The following is a 17,582-nucleotide window of genomic DNA, read 5'->3' on the forward strand; positions in this document are numbered from 1 at the left end:
CTTAGTGGCGTGCATTACTCGGAACGGCTGCTCGGATATGTCAAGCGCGCCGAGCAGACCAGCCAGGCGGCGAAGGAGCTGGTGCTGCGCGAGTTCGGGCTGACGCCGGCGCAGCAGAGCGCGCTGGCCATCCTCTCCGACCACCCCGGCATCACAGCGGCCCAGCTCGCCCGGAAGTGCGCGGTCACGCCGCAGACGATGAACAGCACCCTGGGCCGGCTGGAGAAGGCCGGCCTGATCGCCAGGGCGGCGCACCCGATGCACGGCACGCTGATCGAGATCCGGACCACCGAGGCCGGGCGAGAGCTGTTCGACCGGGCGGACGCTCAGGTCGCGGCGCTGGACGCGACACTGGCCGCGGCGTTGACGGCGGACGAGGTGACGACGCTCAAGGAGCTGCTCACCCGGGTCACCGAGGCCGCCCGGCGGCGGACGGGGTGAGAGCTTGCCGCCTCGCCGCCAGCACCAGGATGACGGCGGCGGTGAGCGCGCAGCTCAGGGCGTACGGGAAACTGCCGGAAGCGGTCCTCGCCGGCGCCACCGCCCAGAGTCCGGCGAACACCAGCAGGAAGGTCGCGCCCGCGACGATCGCGTAGCGATCGAGGAAACCGCCCGCCTCGCGCGGCGCGGGATGTCCCCGGTCGCGGCGCACCGTGACGGCGGCAGCGATGACGAGGGCCGCGAGCACCGCCCAGAGCGACAGCGCGCGGACCGGGTCGGGCCGTCCGGTCAGCAGGAAGTACGGAATCGAGAACGCCACCATGGCCAGCGGCGTCAGCGCGCCGACCGCGACGACGCGCAGGGCCATCGACAGCGGCGGAATCGGCCCGCGAGCGGCGCGCCGGGCGAGCAGCAGGCGGGTCAGCAGCACCATCCCGAACGGAGCCGCTGCGGCGAAAATGGTCACGCTGCTGAGCGGGACGGCGGCCAGCGCCGGCGAGTTCGAGGGCGCCTGCGGGTTCCAGGCCCACCAGCGCAGTTGCGGGCCGATCTGGTCGAAGACCTCGTAGAAGCACTGGAACACCACGGCCACGCAGGCGGCGCCCGCCACCGGGGAGTGCCGGTCCAGCAGGCCGGTGCGCTGGACCAGGACGTAGGCCGGATAGGTCAGCGCGGGGTAGACCGCGACGATGTAGAGCGGCAGCCGGTCGCCGAGCAGCTGCACCGAGAACAGGTTGTGCACGAAGATCAGGCCGACCCGGTCCTGGAGGCCGAAGCGGTCCGGGAAGTACAGCGGCGGCTCCAGGATCAGCAGGTAGACGACCGTGGCGCAGCACAGCCCGAGGTTGGTCGGGTCGCCGCGGCGGCGCCACCAGAGCACCGCGTGGACCACGGCGGCGATCGCACCGATGATCATGAGCGCTTCGACGACGAGCATGGTGCCGTCGGCCAGGGCGGTGGGCGGGCGGACCGACACGACGGCCGGCGCGTGCGCGCAGTCGATGGCACCCAGGGTCCGGGCGACCTCCGCGTATCCGGGCGTGCACACGACCGTCACCGGGTCGCCGTGTAGAACCGGGTGACGTCCCGCCCGTCGGCGTAACACCGGAACCAGACGTCGGCGAAGCGCGGCAGCGGCTGCCGGGCGGGCCGGTGGTGCGGCAGCTGGGAGAGCAGGAGCCGGTACGCCATGACGAGCATCTCCCGGTTCGACGCCGGGGCGAACGGCGACGGCGGCCGGATCCCGAGCCGGGTACGCCACGACGGCCGCAGCGGCAACCGGGAGATCACCTCCTCGCGGCGCACCCCGTCCGGTGACACGTTGCGATACCACGCCTGGCGGTCCGCCTCCGGCACGTGTTTCTCGAAGCCCTGGAGGATGTCGCGGTACACCTTCATGATGTGCCGGAAGACGGCACGAGCGACGCCGGCACGGTAATAGCGGTTCCGCACCACGGCGTCGCAGACCACCAGCGCCGAGCTGCGGTGCTCCACCTCCTCCACGAAGTGCCAGAGGAACAGCGAGGCGACCCGCTCGTCACCGGGGCGGAACAGCTCGTCCTCGTGGTCGAGCATCACCTTGAAGATCGGCGTGAACGTCGACTCCAGGTCCGCGGTGTAGGCCAGCCGGAACTTCAACGACCGGGTCGCGACCAGGCGGTCGAAGGCCGCGTACGCCTCGTCGACGGTCTCCTGGAGCCCGGGATACCGCCGCACCAGCGCGGCGACGTGCCGGCGATGGTTCTTGGCGTGCTGCGCCTCCTGACGCAGGAACGCCTCCGCCTCCCCGGCCGCGGCCGGGTCACGGATCAACGGGATCGCCGCCCGGGTGTTGATGACGATGAACTTCTCGAACGCGATCGCCATGATGCTGATCGCGTTGGCCATCAGCCCGAATTTCGGATGGCTGGGCAGCCACTGGAACGGGATCGTGTCGTCGAAACCGAAGTCGATCTTCCGGATCTGCAGGTGGGTCATCGGAGCCCCCTATGGTTGACACGCGTCTGGAAAATTTGACGCGTGTCAAACCCCTTTATAGGCTCGGTCCCGACGGGTTGTCCAGGGGGCCGGGGAGACTTCATGGCCGGACCACAGAGGACCATGGACCGGCGGCCGGTGGGCGCCGGCGACCAGCGGCGCGAGGCGCTGCTGCGCGCCCTCGACGAGCTGCTGCACGAGACACCCCTGGACGCGATCGCGATCGCGGACATCTCGGCGCGGGCCGGCGTCACCAGGTCGGCGTTCTACTTCTACTTCGAGAACAAGGCTGCCTGCGTGGCGGCGCTCTGCGCGGACGTCTACGTGGGCGGGCTCGCGGCGGCGGGTCACCTCGCGGACGAGGGGGTGCCGCCGGCCCGGCGCATCGAGCGGATGGTCGACGACCTGATCGCGTCGGTGCGGGAACGCCACTATCTGTTCCGGGCGGTGCTGGAGGCGCGCCGGACGAGCAGCGGCATCCGGGAGATGTGGACGGGCTATCTGGAGTCGTTCGTGGCGCCGGTGGCTCAGCACATCGACGGCGAGCGGGCGGCGGGTCGGGCTCCCGCCGGGCCGGACAGTCAGACGCTCGCCAGGCTGCTGCTGGAGCTCAGCGACCGGATGCTGGAGCACCTCGGGCCTGAGGACAACCCGGCCGACCGGCTCCGGGCGCAGGCGCTGGCAGTGGTGTGGCTACGCAGCATTTACGGCGTCGCCTGAGTCGTCCGGGTCACGCCACCCGGCGGACGGTGTCACCGGCCTCGATCGGCCCGCCGACGATCACCCGGGCGTTGAGCCCGCGCAGCCGCAGGAGCTTGCCCTCCTCGGTCCACACGAGCTTGTGCGCGTCCCGCCCGAACCGGGCCGCGAACTTGGCACAGCCGGTGTGCGGCTGGTCGGTCACCTCGATCACCGCCCGGTCACCGATCGCCAGCCGGGAACCGGCCGGCAGGGCGTCGACGCTGAGGTCGAAGTCGAGGTAGAGCTGGTCGCCGGCGAGAGCCCAGGCGTTCCGGTCGTCACCGGCGATCAACTCGGCGAAGCGGGAACTGATGACGTTCAGCTGCATGTCGGGGTGCGGCGACCGGTCCGGCGTCCGGGAACTGGGCCGCTGACTCCAGTTGTCGCCGACCAGCCCGGCGGTGGCATCGAGCTCGGCCCGGGCAAGCACCTCCCGGGTGCCGACCTCCGGCCGGCGCACGGCCAGCGCCAGGCTGCCGACACTCTGCGGCGCCTGCCGCACGACGTCGAGACCCGCCATGATCTCGTCCAGCGAACGGTGGCGCACGGCGATCGAGTCAGTCACGGCGTCGACTGTGCCCCACCCGCGCAACCACCGTCCACCGCATTCCAGCCACCCGCGTGGCCGAGCGGGGTTCGTTCGTTCCGCTCGCTGGGGCTGCCGTTAGCGTGCGGGGATGCTCCGTCGTCGCATCGCAATCCTCGGCCTCGCGGCCTCTGTTGTAGTCCTGGCAGCCTGCTCGTCCACTGCCGAGCCGTCCCCGACGGGCGCACCGCCGTCCCCGGCGGCTGTGGCCACCACGGCCGTCGACAAGACCGAAGCCGCTACCGCGCTGGACGCCGGCGCCATCATGAAGAAGCTCTCGGCTGCCGGCCTCGGCCTGACCGCCGCGGCCGAGCAGAACGAGGACACGGATCCGAACGATCTGCTCGGCCGGCCCAACGGTTACACGTCGCGCGCCTCGGCCGACCTGCCGGGCGGCGACAAGAGCGGCGAGAAGTACTCCGTCGAGCGCGGCCTGGTCGTCGAGGTGTTCGCCGACGCGGACGGCGCCAAGCGTCGCTCGGATTACATCCAGGGCCTGCAGAAGGAGAACCCGATCCTGGGCACCGAGTGGCATTACTTCACCGGCGACGAACGAGGCCTGGTGCGGGTGTCCGGCAAAGTGAAGCCGTCTCTGGCGAAGAAGGTGGAGGCGGCGGTCTCCGGTCTTTGAGACGCCGCTAGATCCAGTCGGTGTGGCGGGGCCAGGCGAGCAGCGTGTCGACCACCTCCGTCTCGGCGGACGGGGGTGGCGGGGCGGCGGACCGGTACCGGCCCTTGAAGAACAGCAACGGACCGCTGTCGCGGCAGTCGCCGAGGGTCCGGACCCGGCCCACCACGATCGCGTGGTCGCCGCCCGGATGGACCGCCTCCACCGAACACTCCGCCCAGGTCAGCGCGTCGTGCAGGATCGGCGCGCCCAGCGGGGACGGGCTCCAGGCCACACCGTCGAACTTGTCCAGCCGGCTCGCGCCGAACGCGCGGGACAGCTCGTCGTGGCCCTCGGCCAGCACGTTGACGCAGAACACCCCGCGCTGCCGGATCCGCTGCCAGGTGCGGGAGCCGGCCTGCGGGCAGAACAGCACCAGCGGCGGGTCCAGCGACAGCGGGGCGAAGGCCTGACAGGCGAAACCGGCCGGCCCGTCCGCCGTGATGATCGTGACGCCGGTGCAGAAGTGACCGAAGACCCGGCGGAACTCGCGGCTCACCCGCGTTCGGACGGGAAGAACCGGTGACCCCAGACGCTGTGCGCGGTGGTCTGCCGGGCCACCCAGGACTCGTCGTCGACGGTCAGGCCCGCTGTGCCGTACTCGATGTCGAAACCGCTCGGCGTGCGTACGTAAAAGGAGATCATGTTGTCGTTGGCGTGCCGGCCGAGCGTGGAGATCATCGGGGCCCTGGCACGGGCGCAGCGGTCGATCGCCCGGCCCACGTCGTCGATCGACGCCGTCTCGGTCATCAGGTGGATGATGCCGGTGGGCGCCGGGATCGGGGCCAGCGCGACGCTGTGGTGCCGGGGCCCGCAGCCGAGGAAACGCATCCACAGAGGCTTGTCGCTGGGCGGCAGGCCGACCGTCGCCGGGTCCAGCCGCATCGAGTCGCGCAGCCGGAAGCCGAGCACCTCGGTCCAGAAGCGCAGCGCGGCCTCGTCGTCGAAGGCCGGCAGGACCACGTGGCCCATGCCCTGCTCGCCGGTGACGAACCTGGTCCCGTACAGGCTGATCGCGGGGCGGGTGTCGAGGGCGGCGCCGCAGAAGAACTCGAGGTGGTTGCCGAACGGGTCGTCGACGCTGATCATCTCAGCCACCCGCCGGTCGGCGAGCTCGTCGGCCCCGGCCTGCTTGAAACCGACCCCGGCCGACTCCAGGACGCCGCAGAGTTCCCGCATCGTGAAGAACGACGACAGCTCCCAGCCGCTGGCGGCGAGCCGGTCGCGGTCGCCGGGCACCACGACGATGCGCGCGGGCAGGTCGTCCATGCGCAGGTATGCGGCGTCCGGGTCGGGGCCGCGCCCCTCGACCATGCCGAGCACCTTGACGCCGAACTGCCGCCAGGCCGGCACGTCGGTGGCCTCGACCCGCAGGTAGCCGAGAGAACGGATCAGACTCATCGCCGGTCCCCTTCCAGGAAGTCGAACGCCAGGCGGTTGAACTCGTCGAACTTCTCCAGGTGGGCCCAGTGGCCGCAGCCCCCGAAGACGTGCAGCCGGCAGCGGCGGATCAGCTTGAGCGCGACCAGCGCGCCGTCGAGCGGGTTGACCCGGTCCTCGCGTCCCCAGACCAGCAACACCTCGTTGCGCAGCCGGTGCGCGTCGCGCCAGAGCAGGCCCTCCTCGAAGGCGGGACCGGTGAACGAGGCGCTCAGGAACGAGGAGTCCCGGGCGGCGGCCAGCCGCTCGTCGATCAGCTCGTCGGTGATCAGCGCCGGGTCGAAGACGAGCGTGCGCAGGAACGCCGCCATCCGCTCGCGGCTCGGTGCCGCGCCGAACGCGCCGAGCCGCTTGACCCCCTCGGTCGGGTCGGCGGCGAACACGTTGAGGCTCAGCCCGCCGGGGCCCATCAGCAGCAGTTTTCCGGCCCGGGACGGGTGGTTCAGCGCGAACCGGACCGCGGTGCCGCCGCCGAGCGAGTTGCCGATCAGGTCGACCCGGTCCAGGCCGAGCTCGTCGAGCAGGGCGGCGAGCGCCCCGGCGGCGTGGGTGAAGTACTGCCCGGTGAGCTCGCCGAGCTCCGACTCGCCGTACCCGGGCTGGTCGACGGCGATGGTGTCGAACGTCTTGGCGAAGACCGGGACGGTCCGCCCGAAGTTGCTCATGGCCGAGGCGCCCGGCCCGCCGCCGTGCAGCAGGACGACGGGTCGCGCGCCGGACGGACCGGCCCGGTGGAACGAGAGAGTCATGAGTGCCTCACACCATGGCGTCGGCGACGGACAGGCCGAACTCGCCCCGCCCGTACATGGACAGGGCCCGCTCGGGATCGTTGATGGCGTGCACCCGGCCGGCGTGCGCGTCCCGCCAGTAGCGCTGCATCGGGTGGCTGGTGTAGATCGCCCGGCCGCCCGAGTTCTCGAACAACCGGTCGACGGCCTGGATCGCCAGCTCGGTGCCGCGGACCTGGTTACGGCGTACTCGCAGGCGCAGCCGCATCGGCAGCTTCTCCCCCGCGGCGGCCAGCGCCATCAGCTCGGTCATGTCGGCGGTCAGGGCGAGCCAGGCGGCGTCCACGTCGGCGGCGGCGCGGGCGACCCGCACCTGCGAGTACGGATCCTCGGCGGCGCGCACCCCGGCATACGCCGCCCGGACCCGGTCGCGCATGTAGCCGACGTGCGCGTCGTACGCCCCGGCCGCCATCCCGATGATCGGCGTGGTGATCGTGTTCGGGAAGATCGACCCGTACGGAATCCGGTACAGCGGCCCCGGGTTGACCTCCTGGCCGGGGCAGACGCAGCGCGCCGTGTCCCCGAAGCTGAGCGACCGGTACGCCGGGACGAACGCGCCCGCCACCACGATGTCGTTGCTCCCGGTGCCCCGCAGCCCGATGGTGTGCCAGACGTCCTCGATCGTGTAGTCCGCCGCGGGCAGCAGGAAGGTGCGGAAGTCGGCCGGGGTGTCGCCCTCGCCGGGCACGATGCCGCCGAGCAGCACCCAGCTCGCGTGGTCGCTGCCGGACGAGAAGCTCCACCTGCCGCTCACCCGGTAACCCCCGTCGACCGCCGTGATCTTCCCGGTCGGGGCGTAGGACGAGGACATCAGCGTGCCCGGGTCGTCGCCCCAGACGTCCTGCTGGGCCCGCTCCGGGAAGAGCGCCATCTGCCAGTTGTGCACGCCGACCACCGAGGCGACCCAGCCGGTGGACCCGCACGCGGCGGCGATGTCGCGCACGCAGCCGAAGAACGTCACCGGATCGGCCTCGTAACCGCCGAACCGGGCCGGCTGCAACAGCCGGAAGAAACCGGTGGCGGCGAGCGACTTGATCGTCTCGGCGGAGATCGTCCGGCGGTCCTCCGCCTCCTGTGCCCGGTCCCGTAGAACGGGTAACAACTCTGTCACCCGGGACGGGACCGCCGCGGCGCTCTCCATGCGATCACCTCTTCATCGGCTTGGCCGGCTCACCGGACGGCACCTATACTAGAACACGTTCTACTTGCTGAGCTAGCTAAGGAATCGGCATGGTCGGTGAGACAGCACGAACGATCGATACCGGGGTCCTGCCGACCAGGTTCGCGCGGGGCTGGCACTGCCTGGGTCTGGCCGACTCCTTCCGGGACGGGCGGCCGCACGCGATCGAGGCGTTCGGCACCAAGCTGGTGGTCTTCGCCGACTCGGCGGGCGCCCTGCACGTGCTCGACGGGTACTGCCGGCACATGGGCGGTGACCTGACGATGGGCACGGTCAAGGGCGACGAGATCGCCTGCCCGTTCCACGACTGGCGCTGGCGCGGCGACGGCCGGTGCGCCGCGGTGCCGTACGCGCACCGCGTCCCGCTCCGCGCCCGCACCCGGTCCTGGCACGCCATGGAGCAGAACCGGCAGCTGTTCATCTGGAACGATCCGCAGGGCGCCCCACCCCCGCCGGACGTGACGATCCCGCGGATCGAGGGCGCGTTCTCCGACGAGTGGAGCGACTGGACCTGGGATTCGCTCCGGATCGACGGCGCCAACTGCCGCGAGGTGATCGACAACGTGGTCGACATGGCGCACTTCTTCTACATCCACTTCGCCTTCCCGACGTTCTTCAAGAACGTTCTCGAGGGGCACGTGGCGGCGCAGTTCCTCCAGACCCGGCCGCGGCCGGACGTGCCGATCGCGGCGCGGCAGTCGGGCGACGCGACGCTGCGCTCCGAGGCGGCGTACCACGGGCCGTCGTACATGATCGATTACCTGTACAACGACTACCGCGGCATCACCGTCGAGTCGGTGCTGATCAACTGCCACTACCCGGTCGCGCCGGACGCGTTCGTGCTCCAGTGGGGCGTCATCGTCAAACGGCTGCCCGGCCTCACCAGCGAGCAGGCCGCCAAGGCCGCGGCGAAGTTCTCCCAGAGCATCGGGATCGGCTTCGAGCAGGACGTGGAGATCTGGAAGCACAAGACCCGGATCGACAACCCGCTGCTCTGCGCCGAGGATGGCCCGGTCTATCAGCTCCGCCGGTGGTACGAGCAGTTCTACGTCGACGTCGAGGACGTCACCGAGGACATGGTGGCGCGCTACGAGTTCGAGGTCGACACCACCCGGGCCGTCGAGACGTGGACCGCGGAAGTGCGGTCGAACCTCGAAAAGCAGTCATGAGCCGCACCGAGCGGCAGCAGTACCTGGAGGGTGGCCTGGCGGACCTGGTCTGTGAGAGCTGCGCCGCCCTGGTCCGGGTCCGCAAGTCGAGCCCGCGGCAGACCAGCGTGCAGTGGAGCACCGCGGCCGTCCGGCAGTGCGCCACCGAACTGGGCGCGCTGGTGCCGACCTGCCCCGGGTTGCGCGCCAGCATCGACCAGGCGGTGCGCGCCGGACGCCTGGACGTGGCCTGATGGACCACCGGCTGCGGGTCACCGAGGTGATCGCCGAGACGGCTGACGCGTGCTCGCTGGTGCTCGCGGTGCCGCCGGAACTGGCCGAGACCTTCGCCTACCGGCCGGGACAGTATGTGACCGTCCTGGTCGAGGGCGTCGCCCGGTGCTATTCGCTGGCCAGTTCCCCGCACACCGACAAGGACCTGAAGATCACGATCAAGAGGGTACGCGACGGGCAGGCGTCCAACTGGATCTGCGACCACGTCCGCCCCGGCGCGATGCTCGACCTGCTCCCACCGGCGGGCGAGTTCGTCCCCGCCTCACTCGACGACGACCTGCTGCTGCTGGCCGGGGGCAGCGGGATCACCCCGGTGATGGCCATCGTCAAGTCGGTGCTCGCGCACGGCCGCGGGCGGCTCACCCTGGTGTACGCGAACCGGGACACCGCCTCGATCATCTTCGCGGCCGAGCTGGCCGATCTCGTGGCGCGCCACGGCGAGCGGCTGACCGTCACCCACTGGCTGGACAGCGAACGCGGCGCTCCCACGCCGGCGGCGCTCGCCGCCCTGGTCACCGGCGAGCGCGACAGGACGGCGTACGTCTGCGGTCCGGATCCCTTCGTGGCGATCGCCCGCGACGCGCTGCACCGGGCCGGAGTCCCGCGGGATCGCGTCCGGATCGAGCGTTTCGCGCTCGATCAGGTGCGCACCGTGGACGCCACGCTCGAAGTGGAGCTGGACGGCCGGACCCACCGGCTGCCCTGGCCGACCGGCAAGCGGATGCTCGACGTGGTGATCGAGGCCGGGCTCAACCCGCCGTTCTCCTGCCGCCAGGGCCACTGCGGCGCCTGCGCCTGCCGCCTGCTCAGCGGCAAGGTCGAGATGATCGACAACCAGATCCTGGAGGAAGAGGACTTCGCCGAGGGCTACGTCCTGGCCTGCCAGTCGGTGGCCCGCAGTGAGACGGTGTCGGTCACGTACTACTGAGGCGGCACAATGGTGTCGATGAATCCGATCTCCCTCCCGGTGCCGGAGGCTGCGGACGGGGCGGCCGCCACGATCCCGTGGGCCCTGATCGCCGCCATCGTCACCGCGGCGGCCGGCGCCCTGCTCGCCGTCTGGACCGCCCGTCGCAAGAGCCGGGAGGAGGAGCGCGCCCGGCAGCGCACCCTGTTCGCCGAGGCGTTCCAGGCGTATTCGCAGTACAAGAACATGCCGTACGCGATCCGCCGGCGCCGCCACGACGACGCCGCCGCCGAGCGGGTGCGCCTCTCCGAGATCCTGCGCGAGATCCAGAGCAAGCTCACCTTCTACGAGACCTGGATCGACGCCGAGTCGGCCACCGTCGGGGTCGCCTACAGCAAGCTGATCGCGGAGCTGCGCCGGGTCGCGGGCGGCGCGATGCGTGAGGCCTGGAAGAGCCCGCCGCTCACCGACGACGCCGGCATGAACCTCCCGCTGGACCTGGTCGACCTCGACGCCCTCAAACCGCTGGAGAAGGCTTACACCGACGCCTTCCAGCAGCATCTCGAGCAGCTCGCGCCGTGGTGGCCGCACGCCGGCCGCCGGCCGCTCAGGACGGGTCCCGGGTGGCGCCGGCTGCCGACGCGCTGAGCTCGACCGCGATGTCGATCAGCTGGTCCTCCTGGCCGCCGACCAGTCGCCGCTGTCCGGCCCGGACCAGGATCTCGGCGCCGGAGACCCGATAGCGCTCGGCCAGCGTGAAGGCGTGGGTGAGGAAGCTGGAGTAGACCCCGGCGTACCCCATGATCAGGGCGAGCCGGTCGAGCTTGCACTCGTCCGGCATGACCGGCCGCACCACCTCCTCGGCCGCGTCGACGATGGCGAAGAAGTCGACGCCGGTGCGGATGCCGAGCTTGTCGCAGACACCGACGAACGCCTCGACCGGCGTGTTGCCGGCGCCGGCGCCGAACCGGCGGGTGCTGCCGTCGATCTGCCTGGCGCCGGCCCGCACGGCGAGGACCGAGTTGGCCACCCCGAGGCCGAGGTTCTCGTGGCCGTGGAAGCCGACCTGGGCGTCCTCGCCGAGCTCCGCCACCAGCGCGGCGACCCGGTCGCCGACCTGGTCGAGCACGAGCGCCCCAGCCGAGTCGACGACGTAGACGCACTGGCAGCCGGCGTCGGCCATGATCCGGGCCTGGGCGGCGAGCGCCTCCGGCGGCTGGGAGTGGGCCATCATCAGGAAGCCGACGGTCTCCAGGCCGAGCCGGCGGGCCAGTCCGAAGTGCTGCTCGGTGATGTCGGCCTCGGTGCAGTGACTGGCGATCCGGCAGACCGTGGCGCCGTTGGCGGCGGCCGCGCGGATGTCGTCGAACAGGCCGATCCCGGGCAGCATCAGGAAGGCGATCTTGGCGCGCGAGGCGGTCGCGACGGCCGCCTTGATCAGCTCCTGTTCCGGGGTGCGGGAGAGGCCGTAGGTGAACGACGAACCGCCGAGGCCGTCGCCGTGGGTCACCTCGATCACCGGGACGCCGGCCGCGTCCAGGGCGGCGACGACAGCGGTGACCTCGCCGACGGTGAACTGGTGGCGCTTGGCGTGCGAGCCGTCCCGCAGCGAGGAGTCGGTGATCCGGATGTCGATGCTCATGCCGCCAGCTCCTCACCCACACGAGCCGCTGCCGCGGTCATGATGTCCAGGTTGCCGGCATATCTCGGGAGGAAGTCTCCCGCACCGGAGATCTCCAGGAACACCGCCACCCTTCCATGATCGAACTGCGGCTCGTTCAGCAGGCGATATCCGGGTACGTAACGGGCCACCGCCGCGACCATCGCCACGATCGACTCACCGATCGCGTCGGCGTCCGCGTCCGGGCCGATCTCGCAGAACACCGTGTCCCGCATGACCAGCGGCGGATCGGCGGGATTCAGCACGACGATCGCCTTGCCCCGGGCCGCACCGCCGACCACCGCCAGTGCACGGCCGGTCGTGCGGGTGAACTCGTCGATGTTGGCGCGGGTCCCGGGCCCGGCCGAGCGGGACGCGACGGTGGCGACGATCTCGGCGTAGCTGACGGGGGTGCACCGGGAGACGGCGTGCACGATCGGGATCGTCGCCTGCCCGCCGCAGGTGATCAGGTTGAGATTCGGCGCGCCGAGATGGTCCCGCAGATTGACCCCGGGCACCACGAGCGGCCCCACCGCCGCCGGCGTCAGGTCGATCGCGCGGATCCCGGCCTCGGCGTATCGCGGCGCGGCCGCCCGGTGCACCGCCGCCGACGTGGCCTCGAAGACCAGGTCGGGCAGCGGGTCCTGGGCGAGCAGCCAGTCGGCGCCCGTCGCGCTGGTGGCGAGGCCGAGATCGGCTGCGCGGCGCAGTCCCGGGCTGTCCGGGTCGATGCCCACCATCCAGCGCGGCTCGATCGTCGCCGAGCGCCTCAGCTTGTGCAGAAGGTCGGTGCCGATGTTGCCGGAACCGACGATGGCGGCCGTCAGCATCGGTCGCCCGCGAAGGACAGCCGCACCTCGCCGAGCCCGGCGAAGATCCCGCGGTAGGACGATCCCGGGTGCACGTCGATCGCCCGGGTGCACGCGCCCGGCAGCACCAGATGGCCGGCGCGCAACCGCACCCCGAAACCGGCGACCGTCCGCGCCAGCCAGGCGACCGCGGTCACCGGATCGCCGAGCACCGCGTCGGACCGCCCCCGCGCCACCGGCGTGCCGTCCGCGAGCAGCACCGCCTCGATCCCCCGGAGGTCGATCTCCCCCGGTGGCACCCGCCCGGCGCCGACCACGAACCCGGCCGACGAGGCGTTGTCCGCGATCGTGTCGGCCAGGCTGATGGTCCAGTCCTCGATCCGGCTGTCGATCAGCTCGATCGACGGCGCGACGAACTCGGTCGCCGCCAGCACGTCCGCCTCGGTGCAGTCCGCGCCGGGCAGGTCCGCGCCGAGCAGGAAGGCCACCTCGATCTCGACCCGCGGGTAGCAGTAGCGCGACGCGTCGACCGGCTCGTCCTCGGACAGCCGCATGTCGGCCATCAGGTGCCCGTAATCCGGCTCGTCGACGCCCATCATCTGCTGCATCGCCTTCGACGACAGCCCGACCTTGTGCCCCACCACCTCGCTGTCCCGGCGGCGGATGTTGGCGAGCTGGATCGCGTAGGCGTCGGCGACGGTCAGGTCCGGCCACTCGCGCACCAGCGGCGGGATCGGCTTGCGGTCCCGCTCGGCGACCCGCAGCCAGTCGGCGAGCGCGAGCCGGTCAGCCTCGGTCAGCATGGTGACCTCCCAGGTCGTGGGCCGCGGCGCCGGGGCGCCCGGAGAGGACGGCAGCGGCGGCGGCGCGCCCGGCCCGGCGTCCGGAGAAGACGCAGTCGGCCAGCGACAGGCCGCTCACATAGCTGCGCGAACAGATGCCGACCGCGGTCCGCCCGGCGGCGAAGAGGCCCGGCACCCCCAGCACCCGCCCGGTCTCCTCGTCGACCCGCAGACCCCCGAGGGTGAGCATCGGCGCGGGGAGGGCGGTCCGGTTCCGGACCGAGACATCGAGCATGGCGTACGGCGGGAGCCCGGTCGCCGCCCCGGCCGTCGCGATCAGCCCGGCCGGGTCGACGCCGGCCCGCCGGGCGACGTCCTCCAGCGTCGCCCCGGTGACCTTGCCGAAGGTGAGCAGCCACAGGGCCTGCCACCGCTGGAACCACAGCGTCTGCGACCACAGCTGACGGCGGGCCCGGGCGAGGGTGGCGGCGTCGAGCAGCAGCCACGCCCGCGCCCCGGGTGAGCGCAGGATCGCCTCGCCGACCGCGGCGCCGTACCGGGACAGGTCACCGACCTTCCTGCCGTCCCGGTCGACCAGCTGCCCGTCGAGCATGGCCGCCGGCGGGCTCAGGAACCGCCAGATGCTCACCCGGTCCAGGTGCGCGGTGGAGCCGCCGGCCGCGACGCCGAGCCGGATGCCCGAGCCGTCGTCGCCGGGCGTGCCCAGCCGCAGCCCGCCCCGGTAGTCCGGCGCGTGCTCACGCATCATCGCGCGGTCGAAGACGAACCCGCCGGCGCACAGGATGGTGCGGCCGGCCGCGATCCGCAGCGGGCGCGCGTACCGCCTCTCCAGCCAGGCGACCGGCCGATGCAGCGCGCGTCCCAGTCCCGGCAGGTAAAGGCCCGGTTTGACCGACCAGCGATGCAGCACCCGATGCACGGGCCGCGCCCATCCCGCCAGGGTGCGGCACTCGACCCCGGTGACCCGCCCGGCGGCGTCGGTGATCAGCCGTTCGGCCCGGGTCTGGGCGAGCACCACGACGCCACGCTGCCGCACGGCGTCGGCGAGCCGCGCGAAGAGCACCCGCCCGGACGTCCCCCGCGCCAGCACCCGGTGACCGCGTGGCGCCGACTGGCCGAACGCCGTCTCGCTGCCGGAGAAGTAGAGGTAGTGACGGTTGGTCGGATACGACGTCTTGTACGGGCAGAGCCGCGCGTCGAACGGCACCCCGAGCCCGGCCAGCCAGTCGAGCATCCCGGCGCTCTGCTCGCAGAACCGCCGCAGGGTGCCGGCCGAGACCGTGTCACCGACCTCCTCACGCAGGTAGTCGGCCATCTCCCGCGGGGTGTCGGCCACCCCGGCCGCCCGCTGCTGCCGGGTGCCGCCACCGGCGTAGACGACCCCGCCGGAGATGGCGGTGGCCCCGCCGCCGCCGAACCGGTCGAGCACCAGCACGCGGGCGCCCGCGTCGGCGGCCTCGATGGCGGCGCACGCCCCGGCCGCGCCGAAGCCGACCACCACGACGTCGGCCGTCTCGGCCGCGGATGACGTCATCGCACCTCCGATCAGTGGTGCTCAATGCTCGATAACTATAACCTGTTCTAGTGACCGTGACGGAAGACGAGTTCGACCTGGTCGTGGTCGGCAGTGGCGGCGCCGGCCTGGTCGCGGCGCTGACGGCGGCGCACCACGGGCTGCGGGCGATCGTGCTGGAGAAGGCCGGAACGTATGGTGGTTCTACCGCGCGATCGGGTGGTGGCCTGTGGCTGCCGGGCAACGAGGTGCTGCGCCGGGCCGGGGTGCGGGACAGCGCCGAGGACGCGCGGGACTATCTCGCCCACGTCGCCGGGCCGGACGTGGCGCCGGAGCGGCGGGACGCCTTCCTGGCGGCGGCGCCGGCGATGCTGGCGTTCGTGCGGGCGCACACGCCGCTCGACTTCGCCTGGGTGCCCGGTTATCCGGACTACTACCCCGAGGCGCCCGGGGGACGGGCGGGAGGGCGCAGCATCGAGCCGCGGCCGTTGGACACCCGGCTCGTCGGGGCGGACCTCGGGACGCTTGCCGCGCCGTACCGGAAAGCTCCTGATGGTGTGTCGGTGACCCAGGTGGACTATCGCTGGCTGGCACTGGGCACCCGGCATCCGCGGGCGGTCCGCACCGCGGCCCGGCTCGCCGTCCGCGGGCTGCTCGCCCGGGTGTCGCGGCGGCGGACGCTGACCATGGGGCAGGCACTCGCGGCCGGGCTGCGGGCCGGACTGCGCGCGGCGGGCGTCGAGGTCCGGCTCGGGACGCCGATGACCGAGCTGCTCGTCGAGGACGGGCGGGTGGCCGGGGTGCACGCGGGCTCCCGGGTCGTTCGCGCGCGGCGAGGGGTGCTGCTGGCCTGCGGCGGGTTCGAGCACAACGAGCCGATGCGCCGGAAACATCACGATCTCGGGGTGGAGTGGACCGTCGGGGCGACCGGGAACACCGGGGACGGCATCGAGGCGGGTGAGCGGCTCGGGGCGGCGCTCGACCTGATGGACGAGGCGTGGTGGGGACCGTCGATACCGCTCACCGGCGGGCCGTACTTCTGCCTCGCCGAGCGCAACCAGCCGGGCTGCCTGATGGTGGACAGCAGCGGGCGGCGGTTCGTCAACGAGGCGGCGCCCTATGTGGACGCAGTGCACGCGATGCTCGGCCCGGGGGTGCGGCTGCCCGCCTGGCTGGTGGCCGACCAGACCTACCGGGACCGATATCTGTTCGCCGGGCGGGGGCCGCGGACACCGCTGCCGAAGCGATGGCTGGCGGCCGGGATCGCGCATCGGGTGGACACCCTCGACGAACTGGCCTGGCGGATCGGCGTGCCGGCCGAGGCGCTGCGGGACACGGTGCGGCGGTTCAACGAGTTCGCGGCGCGCGGGCACGACGACGACTTCGGGCGCGGGGACTCGGCGTACGACCGGTATTACGGCGACCCGCGCCAGCGGCCCAACCCGTGCCTGGGTGCGGTGGCCCGGCCGCCGTTCTACGCGTTCCGGATGGTGCCCGGGGACCTGGGGACCAAGGGTGGGCTGCGCACCGACGAACGGGCCCGGGTCCTGCGGCCGGACGGCACGGCCATCCCCGGGCTGTACGCGGCCGGCAACGTCAGCGCCGCGGTGATGGGGCGCAGCTACGCCGGCGCGGGCGCCACCCTCGGGCCGGCGCTGACCTTCGGCTACCTCGCGGCCCTCGACCTCGCCGGGGAGAACTGATGCCCATCGACCCTGACACCGCGGTCGGCGCCGAGCTGCCCAGCCGCGACCTGAGCTGGGACAGCACCGACGTGCTGCTCTACCACCTGGCGATCGGCGCGGACGAGCTGTCCTACGTCTACGAGGACGCGCTGTGCGGGGTGCTGCCCACCTTCGCCACCGTGGCGACCACGCTGCGCGACACCGCGCCGCCGTCGGTGACGATGCCCGGCGTGGACGTCGACCTGACCCGGGTGGTGCACGGCCGCCAGGAGCTGGAGATCCACCGGCCGATCCCGGTGAAGGGCCGGTGCGTGGCGCGGTCCCGGATCGTCGCGGTGCACGACAAGGGCAGCGCGGCGGTCGTCGTCACCGAGACGGTCACCGAGCTGTTCACCAGCCGGATCAGCATCTTCGTCAAGGGCGCGGGCGGATTCGGCGGGGATCGCGGCCCGGACACCCGGGTGCCGATGCCGGACCGCGAGCCGGACGCCGAGGTGCTCACGCCGACCGACCCGCGGCAGGCCCTCTGGTACCGGCTTCTCGGCGACCGCAACCCGCTGCACGTCGACCCGGCGTTCGCGGCCCGCGCGGGGTTCGGCCGCCCGATCCTGCACGGCCTCTGCACCTACGGCATGGTCCTGAAAGCGGCCGTCGGCGGGGAGCCGGACCGGGTCGCCGGTTATCAGGCCCGCTTCGCCGGGGTGGTCCATCCGGGCGAGACGCTGCGCACCCGGATCTGGTACGAGGACGACCGCCTGCTGCTGACCGCCACCGTCGCCGACCGCAACGACGCCCCGGCCCTCTCCGACGCCGTCGTCACCCTCCGCTGATCCCCCTTCCGGTCCGCCGCTGTCACCGGGACGGCGGGCGGTGAGCACGCGCGGGCGGAATTGCCGCGACGGGTCGGCTCCGGGTCGATACGCTGGCGCGTCGGTTGATCATG

At 72.2% G+C, this 17,582-nt stretch carries 20 protein-coding genes; 9 read left to right on the forward strand and 11 right to left on the reverse strand.

All coding sequences use genetic code 11. The features are described from left to right. Window positions 1-9: 9 nt before the first annotated feature. Window positions 10-441, forward strand: a complete 432-nt coding sequence (locus Aiant_RS09290; RefSeq protein WP_189332408.1) for a MarR family winged helix-turn-helix transcriptional regulator — start codon at window positions 10-12, stop codon at window positions 439-441. Here the strand turns inward: Aiant_RS09290 and Aiant_RS09295 are convergent. Both Aiant_RS09295 and Aiant_RS09300 read right to left on the reverse strand, forming a co-directional pair. Next, a complete protein-coding gene (locus Aiant_RS09295) occupies window positions 410-1,498 on the reverse strand; it encodes a DUF7802 domain-containing protein (RefSeq protein WP_189332407.1) in 1,089 nt (362 codons plus the stop codon). The genes Aiant_RS09290 and Aiant_RS09295 overlap by 32 nt on opposite strands. Further along, complete coding sequence (locus tag Aiant_RS09300) at window positions 1,495-2,418, reverse strand: metal-dependent hydrolase (protein ID WP_189332406.1); 924 nt, start codon at window positions 2,416-2,418, stop codon at window positions 1,495-1,497. Before Aiant_RS09300 ends, Aiant_RS09295 begins: the two co-directional genes overlap by 4 nt. Before the next feature lie 102 nt (window positions 2,419-2,520). Here Aiant_RS09300 and Aiant_RS09305 point away from each other — a divergent pair, with 102 nt between their 5' ends. Continuing rightward, complete coding sequence (locus tag Aiant_RS09305) at window positions 2,521-3,138, forward strand: TetR/AcrR family transcriptional regulator (protein WP_212847023.1); 618 nt, start codon at window positions 2,521-2,523, stop codon at window positions 3,136-3,138. A 10-nt stretch (window positions 3,139-3,148) separates the two neighbouring features. On the opposite strand, the gene Aiant_RS09310 is transcribed toward Aiant_RS09305, so the two are convergent. After that, a complete protein-coding gene (locus Aiant_RS09310; RefSeq protein WP_189332405.1) occupies window positions 3,149-3,724 on the reverse strand; it encodes an MOSC domain-containing protein in 576 nt (191 codons plus the stop codon). Between the two features lie 112 nt (window positions 3,725-3,836). Between Aiant_RS09310 and Aiant_RS09315 the strand changes: the two genes are divergently transcribed. After that, entirely contained in the window at window positions 3,837-4,376 is a 540-nt protein-coding gene (locus tag Aiant_RS09315; RefSeq protein ID WP_189332404.1) for a hypothetical protein, read from the forward strand. A 7-nt stretch (window positions 4,377-4,383) separates the two neighbouring features. Here the strand turns inward: Aiant_RS09315 and hsaB are convergent, their stop codons facing one another. From hsaB to hsaA, 4 genes are read right to left on the reverse strand one after another with little or no spacing between them, the layout of a single operon-like run. Next, window positions 4,384-4,911, reverse strand: coding sequence for a 3-hydroxy-9,10-secoandrosta-1,3,5(10)-triene-9,17-dione monooxygenase reductase subunit (gene hsaB / locus Aiant_RS09320; protein ID WP_189332403.1), 528 nt, complete (start codon window positions 4,909-4,911; stop codon window positions 4,384-4,386). Beyond that, window positions 4,908-5,813 carry an iron-dependent extradiol dioxygenase HsaC gene (gene hsaC / locus Aiant_RS09325; RefSeq protein ID WP_189332402.1) on the reverse strand — a complete coding sequence of 302 codons (906 nt, stop codon included), beginning with the start codon at window positions 5,811-5,813 and terminating at the stop codon, window positions 4,908-4,910. Before hsaC ends, hsaB begins: the two co-directional genes overlap by 4 nt. Continuing rightward, complete coding sequence (hsaD, locus tag Aiant_RS09330; RefSeq protein ID WP_189332401.1) at window positions 5,810-6,601, reverse strand: 4,5:9,10-diseco-3-hydroxy-5,9,17-trioxoandrosta-1(10),2-diene-4-oate hydrolase; 792 nt, start codon at window positions 6,599-6,601, stop codon at window positions 5,810-5,812. Before hsaD ends, hsaC begins: the two co-directional genes overlap by 4 nt. Window positions 6,602-6,608: 7 nt before the next feature. Beyond that, window positions 6,609-7,781: a 3-hydroxy-9,10-secoandrosta-1,3,5(10)-triene-9,17-dione monooxygenase oxygenase subunit gene (gene hsaA / locus Aiant_RS09335; protein WP_189332400.1), complete on the reverse strand. Its 1,173-nt coding sequence runs from the start codon at window positions 7,779-7,781 to the stop codon at window positions 6,609-6,611. 89 nt (window positions 7,782-7,870) lie between these two features. On the opposite strand from hsaA, the gene Aiant_RS09340 reads away from it, so the two are divergent. Genes Aiant_RS09340 through Aiant_RS09355 form a run of 4 tightly spaced genes read left to right on the forward strand, consistent with a single transcriptional unit; the run spans window position 7,871 to window position 10,817 of the window. Further along, the gene (locus Aiant_RS09340) at window positions 7,871-8,989 is read left to right on the forward strand and encodes a 3-ketosteroid-9-alpha-monooxygenase, oxygenase component (protein WP_189332399.1); all 1,119 of its coding nucleotides are present in this window, start codon (window positions 7,871-7,873) and stop codon (window positions 8,987-8,989) included. Next, window positions 8,986-9,222 carry a hypothetical protein gene (locus Aiant_RS09345; protein WP_189332398.1) on the forward strand — a complete coding sequence of 79 codons (237 nt, stop codon included), beginning with the start codon at window positions 8,986-8,988 and terminating at the stop codon, window positions 9,220-9,222. Before Aiant_RS09340 ends, Aiant_RS09345 begins: the two co-directional genes overlap by 4 nt. Continuing rightward, on the forward strand, window positions 9,222-10,190 hold the full coding sequence (locus tag Aiant_RS09350; protein ID WP_189332397.1) for a ferredoxin--NADP reductase: 969 nt from the start codon (window positions 9,222-9,224) through the stop codon (window positions 10,188-10,190). The genes Aiant_RS09345 and Aiant_RS09350 overlap by 1 nt, the downstream gene beginning before the upstream one ends. 18 nt (window positions 10,191-10,208) lie before the next feature. Further along, window positions 10,209-10,817 carry a hypothetical protein gene (locus Aiant_RS09355; RefSeq protein WP_189332396.1) on the forward strand — a complete coding sequence of 203 codons (609 nt, stop codon included), beginning with the start codon at window positions 10,209-10,211 and terminating at the stop codon, window positions 10,815-10,817. Here the strand turns inward: Aiant_RS09355 and dmpG are convergent. The 4 genes from dmpG to Aiant_RS09375 are packed head-to-tail and all read right to left on the reverse strand — an operon-like array spanning window position 10,777 to window position 14,975. Next, entirely contained in the window at window positions 10,777-11,811 is a 1,035-nt protein-coding gene (gene dmpG, locus Aiant_RS09360; RefSeq protein WP_189332395.1) for a 4-hydroxy-2-oxovalerate aldolase, read from the reverse strand. The genes Aiant_RS09355 and dmpG overlap by 41 nt on opposite strands. Then, a complete protein-coding gene (locus tag Aiant_RS09365) occupies window positions 11,808-12,659 on the reverse strand; it encodes an acetaldehyde dehydrogenase (acetylating) (protein WP_189332394.1) in 852 nt (283 codons plus the stop codon). The genes dmpG and Aiant_RS09365 overlap by 4 nt, the downstream gene beginning before the upstream one ends. Continuing rightward, a complete protein-coding gene (locus Aiant_RS09370; protein WP_189332393.1) occupies window positions 12,653-13,441 on the reverse strand; it encodes a 2-keto-4-pentenoate hydratase in 789 nt (262 codons plus the stop codon). The genes Aiant_RS09365 and Aiant_RS09370 overlap by 7 nt, the downstream gene beginning before the upstream one ends. Further along, window positions 13,425-14,975: an FAD-binding protein gene (locus tag Aiant_RS09375; protein ID WP_189332392.1), complete on the reverse strand. Its 1,551-nt coding sequence runs from the start codon at window positions 14,973-14,975 to the stop codon at window positions 13,425-13,427. Before Aiant_RS09375 ends, Aiant_RS09370 begins: the two co-directional genes overlap by 17 nt. 50 nt (window positions 14,976-15,025) lie before the next feature. Here Aiant_RS09375 and kstD point away from each other — a divergent pair, with 50 nt between their 5' ends. Then, window positions 15,026-16,657 carry a 3-oxosteroid 1-dehydrogenase gene (gene kstD, locus Aiant_RS09380; RefSeq protein ID WP_189332391.1) on the forward strand — a complete coding sequence of 544 codons (1,632 nt, stop codon included), beginning with the start codon at window positions 15,026-15,028 and terminating at the stop codon, window positions 16,655-16,657. Beyond that, window positions 16,657-17,469, forward strand: a complete 813-nt coding sequence (locus Aiant_RS09385; RefSeq protein WP_189332390.1) for a MaoC/PaaZ C-terminal domain-containing protein — start codon at window positions 16,657-16,659, stop codon at window positions 17,467-17,469. The genes kstD and Aiant_RS09385 overlap by 1 nt, the downstream gene beginning before the upstream one ends. The last annotated feature ends 113 nt before the right edge of the window (window positions 17,470-17,582 follow it).

It is taken from the genome of Actinoplanes ianthinogenes (assembly GCF_018324205.1).
Lineage (GTDB): Bacteria > Actinomycetota > Actinomycetes > Mycobacteriales > Micromonosporaceae > Actinoplanes > Actinoplanes ianthinogenes.